At 54.7% G+C, this 15,218-nt stretch carries 12 protein-coding genes, 1 tRNA gene and 2 pseudogenes; 13 read left to right on the top strand and 2 right to left on the bottom strand.

What is annotated here, in order from left to right; all coding sequences use genetic code 11:
- The first annotated feature begins 209 nt into the window (after nucleotides 1-209).
- The 8 genes and pseudogenes from CRO87_RS07830 to CRO87_RS07795 form a co-directional block, all read left to right on the top strand.
- Nucleotides 210-956, top strand: coding sequence for a GntR family transcriptional regulator (locus tag CRO87_RS07830; RefSeq protein ID WP_097162374.1), 747 nt, complete (start codon nucleotides 210-212; stop codon nucleotides 954-956).
- Nucleotides 957-971: 15 nt separating this feature from the next.
- Nucleotides 972-1,445, top strand: coding sequence for a PTS sugar transporter subunit IIA (locus CRO87_RS07825; RefSeq protein WP_097162373.1), 474 nt, complete (start codon nucleotides 972-974; stop codon nucleotides 1,443-1,445).
- Nucleotides 1,442-1,726: a PTS sugar transporter subunit IIB gene (locus CRO87_RS07820; RefSeq protein ID WP_097162372.1), complete on the top strand. Its 285-nt coding sequence runs from the start codon at nucleotides 1,442-1,444 to the stop codon at nucleotides 1,724-1,726. The genes CRO87_RS07825 and CRO87_RS07820 overlap by 4 nt, the downstream gene beginning before the upstream one ends.
- 80 nt (nucleotides 1,727-1,806) lie before the next feature.
- Nucleotides 1,807-3,165 carry a PTS galactitol transporter subunit IIC gene (locus CRO87_RS07815; RefSeq protein WP_097162371.1) on the top strand — a complete coding sequence of 453 codons (1,359 nt, stop codon included), beginning with the start codon at nucleotides 1,807-1,809 and terminating at the stop codon, nucleotides 3,163-3,165.
- Nucleotides 3,158-4,642, top strand: coding sequence for an L-fuculokinase (locus tag CRO87_RS07810; protein ID WP_097162370.1), 1,485 nt, complete (start codon nucleotides 3,158-3,160; stop codon nucleotides 4,640-4,642). The genes CRO87_RS07815 and CRO87_RS07810 overlap by 8 nt, the downstream gene beginning before the upstream one ends.
- A 45-nt stretch (nucleotides 4,643-4,687) precedes the next feature.
- The gene (locus tag CRO87_RS07805; protein ID WP_097162369.1) at nucleotides 4,688-5,548 is read left to right on the top strand and encodes a class II aldolase; all 861 of its coding nucleotides are present in this window, start codon (nucleotides 4,688-4,690) and stop codon (nucleotides 5,546-5,548) included.
- A 9-nt stretch (nucleotides 5,549-5,557) separates the two neighbouring features.
- Nucleotides 5,558-5,827: an HPr family phosphocarrier protein gene (locus CRO87_RS07800; protein ID WP_097162368.1), complete on the top strand. Its 270-nt coding sequence runs from the start codon at nucleotides 5,558-5,560 to the stop codon at nucleotides 5,825-5,827.
- A gap of 414 nt (nucleotides 5,828-6,241) precedes the next feature.
- Nucleotides 6,242-6,703: pseudogene (locus tag CRO87_RS07795) on the top strand (hypothetical protein); the annotation flags it as partial.
- 239 nt (nucleotides 6,704-6,942) lie between these two features.
- On the opposite strand, the gene CRO87_RS07790 reads toward CRO87_RS07795, so the two are convergent.
- Nucleotides 6,943-7,557, bottom strand: coding sequence for a TetR/AcrR family transcriptional regulator (locus tag CRO87_RS07790; RefSeq protein ID WP_097162367.1), 615 nt, complete (start codon nucleotides 7,555-7,557; stop codon nucleotides 6,943-6,945).
- A gap of 273 nt (nucleotides 7,558-7,830) precedes the next feature.
- Between CRO87_RS07790 and CRO87_RS07785 the strand changes: the two genes are divergently transcribed.
- The 3 genes and pseudogenes from CRO87_RS07785 (at nucleotide 7,831) to CRO87_RS07775 (ending at nucleotide 10,862) form a co-directional block, all read left to right on the top strand.
- The gene (locus CRO87_RS07785) at nucleotides 7,831-8,874 is read left to right on the top strand and encodes an alpha/beta fold hydrolase (RefSeq protein ID WP_097162366.1); all 1,044 of its coding nucleotides are present in this window, start codon (nucleotides 7,831-7,833) and stop codon (nucleotides 8,872-8,874) included.
- A gap of 51 nt (nucleotides 8,875-8,925) precedes the next feature.
- The gene (locus tag CRO87_RS07780; RefSeq protein WP_097162365.1) at nucleotides 8,926-10,020 is read left to right on the top strand and encodes an alkene reductase; all 1,095 of its coding nucleotides are present in this window, start codon (nucleotides 8,926-8,928) and stop codon (nucleotides 10,018-10,020) included.
- Between the two features lie 147 nt (nucleotides 10,021-10,167).
- Nucleotides 10,168-10,862 (top strand): annotated as a pseudogene (locus CRO87_RS07775) (IS1 family transposase).
- A 188-nt stretch (nucleotides 10,863-11,050) separates the two neighbouring features.
- On the opposite strand, the gene CRO87_RS22700 reads toward CRO87_RS07775, so the two are convergent.
- Nucleotides 11,051-11,145: transfer RNA gene (locus CRO87_RS22700), tRNA-Sec, on the bottom strand.
- A 288-nt stretch (nucleotides 11,146-11,433) separates the two neighbouring features.
- On the opposite strand from CRO87_RS22700, the gene CRO87_RS07770 reads away from it, so the two are divergent.
- Nucleotides 11,434-12,828, top strand: a complete 1,395-nt coding sequence (locus tag CRO87_RS07770; RefSeq protein ID WP_097162364.1) for a glycoside-pentoside-hexuronide family transporter — start codon at nucleotides 11,434-11,436, stop codon at nucleotides 12,826-12,828.
- A 12-nt stretch (nucleotides 12,829-12,840) separates the two neighbouring features.
- Nucleotides 12,841-15,159, top strand: a complete 2,319-nt coding sequence (gene yicI / locus CRO87_RS07765; protein ID WP_097162363.1) for an alpha-xylosidase — start codon at nucleotides 12,841-12,843, stop codon at nucleotides 15,157-15,159.
- Nucleotides 15,160-15,218 lie beyond the last annotated feature (59 nt).

Raw genomic sequence — 15,218 nt, 5'->3', positions numbered from 1 at the left:
AAATAAACTCTCGTTGCTCTGTTCCCTCAATCCTTCGCAGGCAGGCCAAAATCAGTACGTTAATGTGACGAATGTCACACAAATATGATCCGATTTTGGTCCCTTAAAGTGTGACTCCCCTCGATCCCCTTTCCCGGGTAATTGCCTAAGATATGCTCAAGGTTGTACATGATTGTCTATAGACAACTCTGAATGTTCAGGTGCGCGCCATGAAAACATTAAGTAAGAGTTCGCAAATCCCTCTCTATCAGCAGGTCGTGGAGTGGATCAGGGAAAGTATTTACAGCGGCGAGCTGGTAGAGGATGACCGCATCCCCTCCGAGTTCCAGATAATGGATATGCTGGAAGTCAGCCGTGGGACGGTGAAAAAGGCGGTCAATCAGCTGGTCCGGGAAGGTGTACTGGTACAGGTTCAGGGCAAAGGCACGTTTGTTAAGAAAGAGAACATTGCCTACCCGCTCGGGGAGGGATTGCTCTCCTTTGCGGAAGCGCTGGAAAGCCAGAAGATTCACTTTACCACCAGCGTGATCACTTCAAGGATTGAACCCGCTAACCGTTACGTTGCGGAAAAGCTGAATATTAAGCCCGGGCAGGACATTTTATTTCTCGAGCGCTTACGCTGTATCGGCGATGAGAAAGTCATGCTGATTGAGAACCGTATTAACATCGAACTTTGTCCGGGTATAACCGAGGTCGATTTTACGCAACAAAATCTTTTCCCGACGATTGAGCGACTGTCGGGAAATAAAATTCGCTATTCCGAAAGCCGCTATGCTGCCCGTTTAATTGGTAATGACCGCGGACATTATCTGGATATCGGTGAAGATGCGCCCGTTTTGCATCTGGAGCAGTTGGTTTTTTTCAGTCGGGGCCTGCCAGTTGAATTTGGTAATGTCTGGCTGAAAGGGAATAAATATTATCTCGGCACGATATTGCAGCGTCGGGATGCCAGTTAATACAACGAGGATAGTATGCAGGATATTTATTTTCGTCGTCATTTTGTCCAGCATCTGCCACAGGGGCTGACTCCGGAAGGACTGATCCCGCTGTTGGCGGCACCGCTTATTGCCGACGGCATGGTGGTTGAGGCGTTTGCTCAACATGTTATTGCCCGCGAAGCCACCTTCCCGACGGGGCTGGCGGTGGAGCCGATTGGCGTGGCGATTCCACACACCGACCACAAGTACGTCCATCGCAATGCGATAAGCGTCGGCATTTTGTCTGAGCCGGTGATGTTTGAGGACATGGGCGGTGAACCGGAGCCCGTGCCGGTCAGGGTGATATTTATGCTGGCGCTGGGCGAAAGCAACAAACAGCTCAACGTGCTGGGGTGGATTATGGATCTCATCCAGGACGCTGACTTTATGCAACAGCTTCTTACCATGGAAGATGAGGAGATATATCAATCAATTCTGGCCAGAATGGCTGAAAGGGGTGAGTTATGAGTCAAACTATCTTATTTGTCTGCGCCACAGGGATTGCCACCTCAACGGCGGTGACAGAAAAAGTGATGGAATATTGCAAAGAACAGGGTTTGCAGGTGAATTATTCGCAAACTAATGTCGCTTCGCTGCCGAATAATACCGATGGCGCAACCCTGGTTGTTTCCACCACCAGGGTGCCCTATGAACTTGATATTCCGGTGGTAAATGGCCTGCCGATTATAACCGGCGTTGGTGAAGAAAAAGTGCTTGAGAAAATAGTCGCTATTCTCAAGGGCCAATAACAAAAATATAAATAAACCCTACAGCTAAGATATCCAGGCGCTCACGCGAGGTCTGGCTATGCCTGAACACGAGGTCTGACATGAACGATTTAGCACATACTCTGTACACCGTCGTGCAATATATTCTGGGCTTCGGCCCGACGGTCTTATTGCCGCTGGTGCTGTTTATCCTGGCTCTGTTTTTTAAAGTTAAACCTGCCAAAGCACTACGCTCGTCCCTGACCGTGGGGATTGGTTTTGTTGGCATCTACGCCATTTTCGACATTCTGACCAGCAACGTCGGCCCGGCAGCACAGGCGATGGTGGAACGCACCGGCATCAACCTGCCGGTGGTGGATCTCGGCTGGCCGCCGCTGTCGGCCATTACCTGGGGCTCGCCGATTGCGCCGTTCGTGATACCGCTGACCATCCTGATTAACGTGGCGATGCTGGCGATGAATAAAACGCGCACCGTCGACGTCGATATGTGGAACTACTGGCACTTTGCGCTGGCCGGAACCCTGGTTTACTACAGCACAGGCAGCTTCGTGCTTGGTCTGCTCGCTGCTGCCGTGGCTGCTATCGTGGTCCTGAAGCTGGCGGACTGGTCCGCGCCGCTGGTCAGCAAATACTTTGGCCTGGAAGGGATTTCTCTGCCGACGCTCTCCTCGGTGGTCTTCTTCCCGATTGGCCTGTTGTTCGACAAAATTATCGACAAAATCCCTGGCCTCAACCGCATTCATATCGACCCGGAAAGCGTGCAGAAAAAGCTCGGCATTTTCGGCGAACCGATGATGGTCGGCACCATTCTGGGCGTGCTGCTGGGGGTGATTGCGGGCTACGATTTCAAACATATCCTGCTGCTTGGCATCAGCATTGGTGGCGTGATGTTTATCCTGCCGCGAATGGTGCGCATCCTGATGGAAGGGCTGCTGCCGCTGTCGGAAGCGATCAAAAAGTACCTGAACGCCAAATATCCGGGGCGTGACGATCTCTTCATCGGTCTGGATATCGCCGTCGCCGTAGGTAATCCGGCGATTATCTCCACGGCGCTGCTGCTGACGCCTATCTCCGTGTTTATCGCCTTTATGCTGCCGGGCAACAAAGTGCTGCCACTCGGCGACCTTGCTAACCTGGCGGTAATGGCCTCGATGATTGTCCTCGCCTGTCGCGGCAACATCTTCCGGGCAGTGATCACCGCCATTCCGGTGATTGTGGCTGACCTGTGGATCGCCACCAAAATCGCGCCGTTTATTACCGGCATGGCGAAGGACGTGAACTTCAAGTTTGCCGAAGGCTCCAGCGGTCAGGTCTCCAGCTTCCTCGACGGCGGTAACCCGTTCCGCTTCTGGCTGCTGGAAATCTTTAACGGCAACGTCATCGCCATTGGCCTTATTCCGGTAGTGGCGCTGGTGCTGTACGGCGTGTTCAGACTGACAAAAGGAACGGTGTATGCCTGAGTTCAGCGCGGCGATCGTCATCGATATGGGAACCACGAACTGCAAAGTGAGCTGCTATGCCTGCCACGATGCGTCACTTCTGGCCGGGCGCAAGTTTGCGACACCGAAGCAGGTTTCTGAGCAAGGAGATGTCGATTTCGATATCGAAGCACTGTGGCAGACGTTACGTCGCGTAATGGCTGAACTGGCGGCGGCATCCCCGCTGCCGGTGAGCCGAATCAGTATCGCCAGCTTCGGTGAATCTGGCGTGTTTGTTGATGAATCAGGCACGATTTTGACGCCGATGCTGGCCTGGTACGATCGCCGTGGTGAAGCGTTTCTCAGCGCGCTTTCTCAGGCAGACCAGCGCGAGCTGTACGCGATCACCGGCCTGCCGTCGCACAGCAACTACTCGGCGTTCAAAATGCGCTGGCTGCTGGACAACTACGGTCTGCGCGAAAGAACGGATATCTGCTGGCTGCACGCCCCCGAAGTGTTGGCCTGGCGGATGACGGGGCGCAAGCGCACGGAGATGTCTCTCGCCAGCCGGACGCAGTGCCTGGACGTCAGCCGTCGCCAGTGGTCGCGTCGGGCGGCGGAGATTCTGGGCATTCCGTTTAGCACTCTTGCCCCACTGCTTTCGCCTGGAAACCTTGTTGGCGCAGTCACGGCTGAGATGCGCGCTGAACTGGGGCTGAAAGGTCAGGTCAGCGTGACGCTTGCCGGACACGACCATATGGTTGGGGCCAGAGCGTTGCAGATGCAGCCGGGGGAAGTGCTCAACTCCACGGGCACGACCGAAGGCATATTGCTGCTAAACCGCACGCCGACGCTGAGTGAACAGGCGCAGAGTGACAAGCTGGCGAACGGCTGTTATTCCGACGGCGAGCTGTACACGCTGTTCGCCTCTCTGCCCATCGGCGGCTACGCGCTGGAGTGGCTGCAAAAAACGTTTCGCCTCACCAGGGAAGAAACGGACGCTGCGCTGGAAAATATCTGGCAGCGCTATCAGCAAGAAAACTGGTCGCCGGATGCCGTACCCGTGTTTATTCCACACCTGCGCGGCTCTGGCTCACCAAATAAAAACCGCAGCACGCGCGGGCTGCTGTATGGGCTTGGCGATGAGCTGAGTACGGAAACGCTGCTCGAAAGCGTATTTCTGGGGCTGGCGATGGAGTACGCCAACTGCTCGGCCTGCTTCAGCCTGCCCGCCGGGCAGACGCTGAAGGTGATTGGCCCGGCGGTTAATAACCCGTTCTGGCTTCAGCTCAAAGCAGACACCCTGCAATGCCCGGTGGAAGCGATAGCGTTTGATGAAGCGGTTTCCGTTGGCGCGTTAATTATGGCCAGCCCCGAATTACCGCTGCCCAAAATAGAGATAGCCGGACGCTATTTGCCTGACCCAAACCGGGCGAGGCAATTACAGAAATATCAAAAACAGTGGCAGGCGTTTTACCACTTTAAATTGCAGCAGGAAGGCATTACGACCTGCGAATAATCGCCAACACATAATCGCTTTTAAAAGAAGAGATGAGGAGTTCACATGCCATTAGTCAACGGTAGGATCCTGCTCGACCGGATTCAGGAAAAACGCGTCCTTGCCGGGGCGTTTAACACCACCAATCTGGAAACAACAATCTCTATTCTGAACGCCATTGAGCGCTCAGGATTGCCGAATTTTATTCAGATAGCGCCGACCAACGCGCAGCTTTCGGGCTACGACTATATCTATGAAATCGTGAAGCGCCACGCCGACAAAATGGATGTGCCAGTCAGCCTGCACCTCGACCACGGCAAAACCCTGGATGACGTGAAACAGGCAGTACGCGCTGGATTCACCTCGGTAATGATCGACGGCGCAGAGCTGCCGTTTGAAGAGAATATTGCCTTCACCCGCGAAGCGGTCGATTTCTGCAAATCCTTCGGCGTGCCGGTGGAAGCGGAGCTGGGGGCGATCCTCGGCAAGGAAGACGATCACGTCAGCGAAGCCGATTGCAAAACCGAGCCTGAGAAGGTACGGCGCTTTGTGGAAGAAACGGGCTGCGACATTCTTGCCGTTTCCGTCGGCAACGTGCACGGTCTGGAAGACATTCCGCGCATCGACATCCCGCTGCTCAGGCAGATTGCGGAGCTTTCCCCGGTGCCGCTGGTGATCCACGGCGGTTCCGGCATCGACGCGGATATCCTGCGCAGCTTCGTCAACTACAACGTGGTGAAAGTGAATATCGCCAGCGACCTGCGCAAGGCGTTTATTACCGCCGTCGGCCAGGCGTGGGTGCGTAACAACAACGAAGCGAACCTCGCGCGGGTGATGGCGAGCGCCAAACACGCGGTGGAAGAGGACGTTTATGCCAAAATTCTGATGATGAACAAAGCCCATCCGGCGTTTCGCCAGGCGTCTTAAGGAGGAGCCATGATCAAGCAATCCGTTCGGGTGGTGAACAGCACCGGCCTGCACGCCAGGCCCGCAGCGACGCTGGCGAAAATCGTCAAAAAATACGAATCCTCTCTGACGCTGATAAACAACGGCAAAGAGATTCATATCAAAGGGATGATGAGTATTTTAGGCGCAGGCGTGAAGGGCAATTCGACTATTGATCTGACCTGCGATGGACAAGACGAACAGGCCTTTATGACGGAGCTGAAGACGGCCTTTGCTGAAGGGTTTGGCGAGGCTTGTTAAGTTTGTCACCTCACCGGGAGTTTTGCTTTCGGTGGGGTTGTTTGGCTGCCTGCCAGTAGGACAATGTAGTTTTCCATAACTTTTACAGTGGCATTCTTTCAATATTAGACCCCACCTCGTGTATCAATCTGCCGTAAATCACCAATTACTGCGAAGAGTGTGCCTTATTTTGTGGGCTATCATTTCAGAATGAACATCTGGGGAGTTTCGATTACTAAATGGCCTGATATAGAATGTTTGACACCATTCAACTCACTGTTGAATGGTGTCAGTTCACCCTGAGTACGACTTCCCTGATGAGTATTACACTGTTAAAAGCTCAGTTTGATGTTGCCGAGATTTCGGAAAAGGTAAATTTGAGTTATTGATTTAGGTGTCTGCCCACTAAAGAAATAAAAAATGGTCAGTTATTGATTTCAATTCGTGTTGCGTGACATCTGTTCCCGCCTGGGAGCACCAAACCGCAAAGCTGACATCGTTGTGGACCAGCAGTCGCAGTTCAACACCACTCAACGGGGGCTGTGGGAGTTCTATTGCCAGATACGTGAGATGCCGTGGGAAAACGGACCCGGTTTACCGGTCATGGATGTGTCGAACATGCCGGCTGAACCGTTGGTCTTCGAGTCGGGTACGCAGAGTGCAGGGCTGGAGCTGGTTGATATATATCTCTGGAGCTTCAAACGCTTTATGGAAGAGAAGGAACTGACCAGACCTCTTGCCCGTCTGGTTTACACCAATCGAAATACCGGCAGCACGGACAGTGTCGCCTTCCAGTCGGTGGCTAAACGATCTAGGGAGTTTCTGGATAAACTGCAGGAGCCAACGGCTGAAATGATACAGAAGGCGAGAGAATACCGGGATCAGGAAGAGGCCTGACGGCTGGCACATCGGGTGCAACCCCTGCAACAACCCTGATCCGGAGGCTTTCGTACGCGCGAAAAAGGGAAAAGCACCTCAGGCCGTTAATCTTCAGGCGGGATCTCCCGGATGCTGTTTAAACCAAGGCGACGTGAACCCCAGACGCCACTCCCTGTGGCAGCACCAGTGCCTGACGAAATGTACGGATGCGCAATACTCTTTCCGGCCTCATTTGTCAGGCCTCCTGATAAGCCGACTTATATGACGGCGATACCATTTAGTGGTTGCATCGCCAGACTCACCACTTGCTGAAGGGTGTCATGAGTCACCCCGTCCCGGACCTGGATCGTGAGTCCGAACAATACCGTCGTAAAATATTCAGCCAGGATCTGCACATTCGCTATCTGAGCGATATCCCCTTCTTGTTGTCCCCGCTGCAGGCGATGCGCAAAAAGCATCGCCGTGCGTCGTCTCTCCTGATTCAGGATTTCTTGCACAGGCAGACTGTCCTGAGAACCACTCAATGCGGCCAGCACCACCAGGCAGCCGTTATGCGACGGGCTGTTGAAAAACTGGTTCAGGGTCTGCTCGAACAAAGCGGTAATACCTTCGCGGGCAGTGGGAGCTGCTGTGAGCGCACGCTCACGATAAGTACCGTATTTGTTCAGATAAAAAGCGACAGCCTCTGCAAATAATTTTTCTTTATTGCCGAAGGCGGCGTAGAGACTCGGGGAGTTGATCCCCATCGCAGCCTTTAAATCCGTGAGGCTGGCAGCCTCATAACCCCGTTGCCAGAAGGTTTCCATCGCTTTTTCAAGTACCGCGTCACGGTCAAAATCTCTCGGTCTGCCGCGTCTGACAGATGTATTCATACAGTCTCTCTCTTTGTTTATGTATCGAGCGATACAAAATTATGTTGACTCTGCTTCAGTTAATTTTATACCATTCAGTACAGAAATCATATGGTGAGTGAAAATCTTGTGAATTTACCGTTGAAAGTGCAGCTGATCTGCCCGAATGTCGGGGAATTCAGCAGGAAAGCGGTAATCACCTGGTTTCACGTCACGGTGTCTTTTGCATTGTGGAACGATGTATCTGACCTGCGCGATTTCGCGTAGCGGTCTTGTCTGAATAAAGGAACTGAAATGATGAAATTTAAAGTTGCCCTGCTGTCATCCCTGCTGTTATCCGCATCCGGTGTGGCCGTGGCGGAATACGATCCGGCGTTACAGTCCATCGATACCCCGGCAGCAGAATCCCAGCAACAGTTTAACGCGGTGAAAAGCGAGCAGCGCGGCCAGTATGCCAATGCTCAAGGGCTCACAAGCAAGTTTATTGAGGTGAACGGCGTGCGCTTACACTATGTTGAAGGCGGAGAGACGGGCACTCCGATTGTTTTCCTTCATGGTTTTGGTTCTACCTGGAAAATGTGGGAACCGGTCATGGAAAAATTCAAAGCAAATCATAAAGTGATTGCGATTGATTTACCGGGATTAGGCCAATCCGCGGCCATTCCTGATGGTGATTATTCCGCCAAAAATGTCTCTGATATTCTGCTAAAAGCAATGAAACAGGTTGCGGGCACAAAGCCGGTCTACTTTGTCAGCCACGACCTCGGTAACTCTGCGTCATACCCCCTGGTGGCTGAAAATCAAGACTACATTAAAAAAGTGGTCTTTATGGATTCGCCAATCCCTGATAACGCCATGTTTGCCTATCCTGGCTACACCCCGGGTGGCCCGGGTCTGGGATGGCACTTCGGATATTTCAGTTTCGGTGATATTGCGGAGAAACAGATTGCACAGGATCCAGCCCTGTTCTTCTCCTACTTTATTAAGACTTATGCCGGTAAAAAAGCATTGTTCACGCCTGAACTCCTGAGTGAATTAATCGAGCCGTATTCAACGCGCGAAAAATTAAAAGCGGCATTCGGATATTACAAATCCCATGCTGACTCTATCAAACAAAATGAATCCTTACTGGCTGCAGGCAAAAAAATCTCGATCCCATCCATGGCGCTGACCGGACAGAAGGGAGTAAACGATGTGCTGGTAAACGAAATGCGCAGCCGTTTCGTCACCGATAAGCAACAGTTTAAAGGTGTCATTTTGCCTGAAACCGGCCACTGGATGGTCGAGGAAAATGCCCCTGGCGTCATCAAAGAGCTCGAAACCTTCCTGTTTCGCTAACAGCAAGGCGACGCCAGTTATGTGTCATGTCAGTTCAGTTAAGGACAATGTATGTCAGCCTCACTTTTAACACCCGTGGCCGTTGGGAATAGCGGTCTGAATAATCGCGTCGTAATGGCCCCCATGACCCGGTCACGCTCGCTTCAACCGGGTGACGTTCCGGGCCCCCTGAACGCAACCTATTATGCTCAGCGAGCCAGCGCGGGATTGATCATCACGGAAGGGACACAGGTGTCCCCATCAGGAAAAGGCTATGCATTTACGCCGGGTATTTATTCCCCGGCGCAGATTGAGGGCTGGAAAACGGTCACCGATGCGGTGCATCGTGCGGGGGGACGAATTGCCGCGCAGCTATGGCACGTCGGGCGATTATCGCATCGTTCGCTTCAGCCTGAAGGTGCATTACCCCTGGCTCCCTCCGCCGTTCAGGCGCAGGCCAGCGTCTTTATTGTGGATGACCATGGACAGGGACTCATGGCGCCAGCGGATACGCCGGTGGCGATGACGCTGGCCGATATCAAGGCCGTTCAGGCTCAGTTTGTTGAGGCGGCCAGGAATGCCCGTCAGGCTGGCTTTGATTTTGTCGAGGTACATGCGGCGAATGGCTATTTGTTCGATCAGTTTTTAGCGCAGGATGTGAATCAACGTAGCGATCGGTACGGCGGCTCACTGGAGAACCGGGCGCGTTTTTTACTCGAGACGCTGGATGCCCTGAAAGAGGAAGTGGGAGAGGACTTTATTGGCGTCCGCCTGTCCCCGTGGTGCACGATCAACGGGATGCAGCAGGAGCCTGGAGAAGCGATGACTCTGTATCTGGCAGAGGCCTTCCAGCAACGCAATCTGGCCTGGCTGCATGTGGCGGAGTGGGGGCATGCCGGCGGGCAGCCGCTTAATGACGCTTTCCGCAATGCCCTGCGTACGCGTTTTCGTAACACCCTGATCGTCTGCGGGGGTTATGATGCGAACAGTGCAGAACAGAGACTGCAGCAGGGTACCGCTGACATGGTGGCATTCGGCCGCCCATTCATTGCCAACCCAGATTTAGTGGCGCGCATGCGCAGAGGAACCCCGCTTGCTGAGGCCGACAGCGCGACGTTTTACGGGGGCGATGCTAAAGGCTATACGGACTATCCAACCGCGGTGTAATACGCAGGGGCGGGAACACCGGATGTTCCCGCCATTCAATGCCGTTACGAAGCGTTTTCCTGCACCTGAAACGTGAACCTATAAATTGACGGTGATGCCTATAATTTGTTGAATTTGATGTGTAATTCTCAAGTTTGAGGTTTTTTCATGGCCAGCGTTAATGTTCATTGCACCCGTTGCAACTCTGCTCAGGTTTACCGCCATGGGCAAAACCCTAAAGGGCATGACAGCTTTAGCTGCCGTGACTGCCATCGGGTCTTTCAGCTCACTTGCGCGTACGAAGCACGTAAGCCCGGTGTGAAAGAGCTGATAATCGAAATGGCTTTTAACGGGGCCTGGGTTTGTGATATCGCCCGGACGCTGAAAATCGGTATCAACACCGTAATTCGTACTTTAAAAAACTCTCGCCACGACGGGTAACCACATCTCCGGTTGCTCATGCTGATGTAGCGCTCATTTGCGAACTTGATTAGCAATGGAGATTTGTCGGCAGTAAAGCCCGTCAACACTGGTTCTGGTACGCATATAACACCAAAAACGGTGGTGTGCTGGCCTACACCTTTGGTCCCCGCACCGATGAAACCTGCCGTGAACTCCTGTCAATGTTGACCCCTTTCACTGTCGGGATGGTAACCAGCGACGACTGGGGCAGTTATGCCAGAGAGGTCCCGAAAGATAAGCATCTGACGGGCAAGATTTTTACGCAGCGCATTGAGCGTAATAACCTGACACTGCGCACTCGCATTAAGCGTCTGGCACGTAAAACAATCTGCTTTTCCCGAGCTGTGGAAGTCCATGAAAAAGTTATTGGCAGTTATATTGAGAAATACATGTTCTACTAATTGGAGTCGCTACCACTTTGTCTGACTGTTAGCTTCATTGGGGGCATCTCAAAATAAGACTATAAATCCTGCCCCCAGAATGCACTTGATGCTGGTAGAGACAGTAGGCCTTGGGAGAACATAATCAGCTTTAATGGCGGGTATTTTAGGGGATTTACTTGAGACAGCGGAGTTCGGTAGAGGCTAATTGGCGGAAGATCACAGGAGTCGAACCTGCCCGGGGCCGCTGGCGGTCCCATCTGGATTTGAAGTCCAGCCGCCTCACCGGAGACGACGACCTTCCGCGCCTCGATTGCTACATGGAGGCGCGCGCATTATAGCTACTTTCAGGCAGTTACCACACTCTTTGATGTAAATATTTCGTCTATCTGTGTACCAAAGCATCACCCGTGACATAAACCCCCACAAAATCCGCAAGTTACATTTTCACACATTCTTCTTCGCAACCTCGATCACAGAAAACAAGAATCGTAATCCGCTAACGAGATATCGGAATTCCATCGTTGCAACCAATGAATTACAAACATGGAACCGGTTACCGATGTTCGATGACGCTGTGAAGGACTGAGAAATGACGCGTGAAGTGTTGTCCGTGAAGGAGAAGATTGGCTACGGCATGGGAGACGCCGCCAGCCATATCATTTTTGATAACGTCATGTTGTACATGATGTTTTTCTATACCGATATCTTTGGTATTCCCGCAGGCTTCGTCGGCACCATGTTCCTGCTCGCCCGCGCGCTGGATGCCATCTCCGACCCGTGCATGGGCCTGCTTGCCGACCGCACCCGCAGCCGCTGGGGCAAGTTCCGTCCGTGGATTTTGTTCGGTGCCATTCCGTTCGGTATCGTCTGCGTGCTGGCCTACAGCTCGCCGGACCTCTCGCACAACGGCAAACTGATTTACGCGGCGGTCACCTACACCCTTCTCACGCTGCTCTACACCGTCGTGAACATTCCTTATTGCGCACTCGGCGGCGTCATCACCGACGACCCGACGCAGCGCATCTCCCTGCAATCCTGGCGCTTCGTGCTGGCCACGGCAGGCGGCATGCTCTCCACGGTGCTGATGATGCCGCTGGTGAACCTGATTGGCGGCGATGATAAAGCAGTCGGCTTCCAGGGTGGGATTGCAGTTCTGTCGGTGGTGGCGTTCCTGATGCTGGCGTTCTGCTTCTTCACCACCAAAGAGCGCATTCAGGTGCCGCCGAGCACCACCTCCGCTCGCGAAGACCTGCGAGACATCTGGCAAAACGACCAGTGGCGCATCGTCGGCCTGCTGACCATCCTCAACATCCTCGCCGTCTGCGTGCGCGGCGGCGCGATGATGTATTACGCCACCTGGATTATGGGCTCCGCCGGGCTGTTCACCGCCTTCCTCTGCACCTACTGCGTCGGCAACCTGATTGGCTCGGCGCTGGCGAAACCGCTCACCGACTGGAAATGCAAAGTCAGCGTCTTCTGGTGGACCAACGCCGCGCTGACGGTGCTGAGCGTGGCAATGTTCTTCGTACCCATGCAGGCAAGCGTCATGATGTTTGGCTTCATTTTCGTGATTGGCGTGCTGCACCAGCTGGTGACGCCCATCCAGTGGGTGATGATGTCCGACACCGTCGACTACGGCGAGTGGTGCAACGGCAAACGCCTGACGGGCATCAGCTTCGCGGGCACGCTGTTCGTGCTGAAACTCGGCCTGGCGCTGGGCGGTGCAATGATCGGCTGGATGCTGGCCGCAGGCGGCTACGATGCTGCGGCGAAAACCCAGAACAGCGACACCATCAGCATCATCATCGCCCTGTTTACCCTGGTACCGGCGGCCTGCTATCTGCTAAGCGCCGTCATTGCCAAACGCTACTACACGCTGAATACCCCAATGCTGAAAAAAATCATGGCCGATATCGCCCAGGGCGCGCGCCGCAATCAGCAGGCGTTTGAACAGGCTCCGGTCAGCAAAGAATTACCGAACTAAGAGGAAAAAGGCATGAAAATCAGTGACGGAAACTGGCTTATCCAGCCGGGCCTGAACCTTATCCACCCATTGCAGGTGTTCGACGTCGAACAGCAGGGCAACGAAATGGTGGTGTACGCCGCGCCGCGCGACGTGCGCGAACGCACCTGGCAGCTGGATACGCCGCTGTTTACCCTGCGCTTTTTCTCCCCGCAGGAAGGCGTGGTGGGCGTGCGTATCGAGCACTTCCAGGGCGCGCTGGATAACGGCCCGCACTATCCGCTTAACGTGCAAAAAGACGTAAAAGTGGAGATGCAGAACACCGCCGAGTTTGCCGAACTGAAAAGCGGCAACCTGAGCGTGCGCGTCACCAAAGGCGAGTTCTGGGCGCTGGATTTCCTGCGCAACGGCGTGCGCATCACCGGCAGCCAGGTGAAAAATAACGGCTACGTGCAGGACGGCAACACGTCGCGCAACTACATGTTTGAGCGCCTGGATTTGGGCGTCGGCGAAGCGGTGTATGGCCTGGGCGAACGCTTCACCGCGCTGGTGCGCAACGGGCAGACCGTCGACACCTGGAACCGCGACGGTGGCACCAGCACCGAGCAGTCCTACAAAAACATTCCGTTCTATATCACTAACCGCGGCTACGGCGTGCTGGTCAATCACCCGGAGTGCGTGTCGTTTGAAATCGGCTCCGAGAAGGTGTCGAAGGTGCAGTTCAGCGTCGAAGGGGAATACCTCGAGTACTTCGTGATCGACGGCCCGACGCCGAAGGACGTGCTCAACCGCTACACGCAGTTTACCGGCCGCCCGGCGCTGCCGCCTGCCTGGTCGTTCGGCCTGTGGCTCACCACCTCTTTCACCACTAATTACGACGAAGCGACGGTCAACAGCTTTATCGACGGCATGGCCGAGCGCAATCTGCCGCTGCACGTGTTCCACTTCGACTGCTTCTGGATGAAGGCCTTCCAGTGGTGCGACTTCGAATGGGACCCGGTGACCTTCCCGGACCCGGAAGGGATGATCCGCCGCCTGAAGGCGAAGGGGCTGAAGGTCTGCGTGTGGATCAACCCGTACATCGGTCAGAAATCGCCGGTGTTCAAGGAGCTGAAGGAGAAGGGCTATCTGCTGAAACGCCCGGACGGTTCGCTGTGGCAGTGGGATAAGTGGCAGCCGGGGCTGGCGATTTACGACTTCACCAACCCGGAAGCGTGCCAGTGGTATGCCGACAAGCTGAAAGGCCTGGTGGAGATTGGCGTCGACTGCTTCAAAACCGACTTCGGCGAGCGCATCCCGACGGATGTGCAGTGGTTCGACGGCTCCGATCCGCAGAAAATGCACAACCATTATGCGTTCATCTACAACGAACTGGTGTGGAACGTGCTGAAAGAGACCCTCGGCGAGCAGGAGGCGGTGCTGTTTGCCCGTTCGGCCTCCGTGGGCGCGCAGCAGTTCCCGGTGCACTGGGGCGGCGACTGCTACGCCAACTATGAATCAATGGCGGAAAGCCTGCGCGGCGGGCTGTCGATCGGCATGTCCGGGTTTGGTTTCTGGAGCCACGACATTGGCGGATTTGAGAATACGGCCCCGGCGCACGTGTATAAACGCTGGTGCGCGTTCGGGCTGCTCTCCAGCCACAGCCGCCTGCACGGCAGCAAATCCTACCGCGTGCCGTGGGCGTACGATGACGAGTCCTGCGACGTGGTGCGCCACTTCACCGAGCTGAAATGCCGGATGATGCCGTATCTCTATCGCCAGGCGGCGGTTGCCCACGAAACGGGCACGCCAGTGCTGCGCTCAATGCTGCTCGAGTTCCCGGAAGACCCGACGTGCGATTACCTCGATCGTCAGTACATGCTCGGTGATTCGGTGCTGGTCGCGCCGGTGTTCTCCGAGGCGGGCGACGTGCAGTTCTATCTGCCGGAAGGCCGCTGGACGCACCTGTGGCACAACGATGAAATCCCGGGCAATCGTTGGCATAAACAGCAGCACGACGCGCTGAGTCTGCCGGTGTACGTGCGCGACAACACGCTGCTCCCACTCGGCAACAACACGCAGAAGCCAGACTACGCCTGGCATGAAGGCACGGCGTTCCAGCTGTTCCATCTGGAAGATGGGCGTGACGCAGTGTGCCAGGTGCCTGCGGCTGACGGCGTAACCTGCTTCACGCTGAAGGCGAAACGCCAGGGTAATGCGATTACCGTCACCGGTGAAGGCAAAGCGCAGAACTGGACGCTGTGTCTGCGCAACGTGCAGCAGGTTGCTGGCGTGCAGGGTGGCTCTCACTCCGGCAGCGAGTGGGGCGCGGTGGTTGCGGCCCAGGGCAATGAGTTGGTGATTACGCTTTAAATGCGGAGAAGGGGAGAAGGGTGAGCCCCTCTCCCTGACCCTCTCCCGCGCGGAGAGGG

Origin of the sequence: Enterobacter sp. CC120223-11 (assembly GCF_900215375.1) — a bacterium.
Taxonomy (GTDB): Bacteria; Pseudomonadota; Gammaproteobacteria; order Enterobacterales; family Enterobacteriaceae; genus Scandinavium.
The sequence above is the reverse complement of the archived record's forward strand: the minus strand, read 5'-3'. Positions and strand labels throughout refer to the sequence as shown.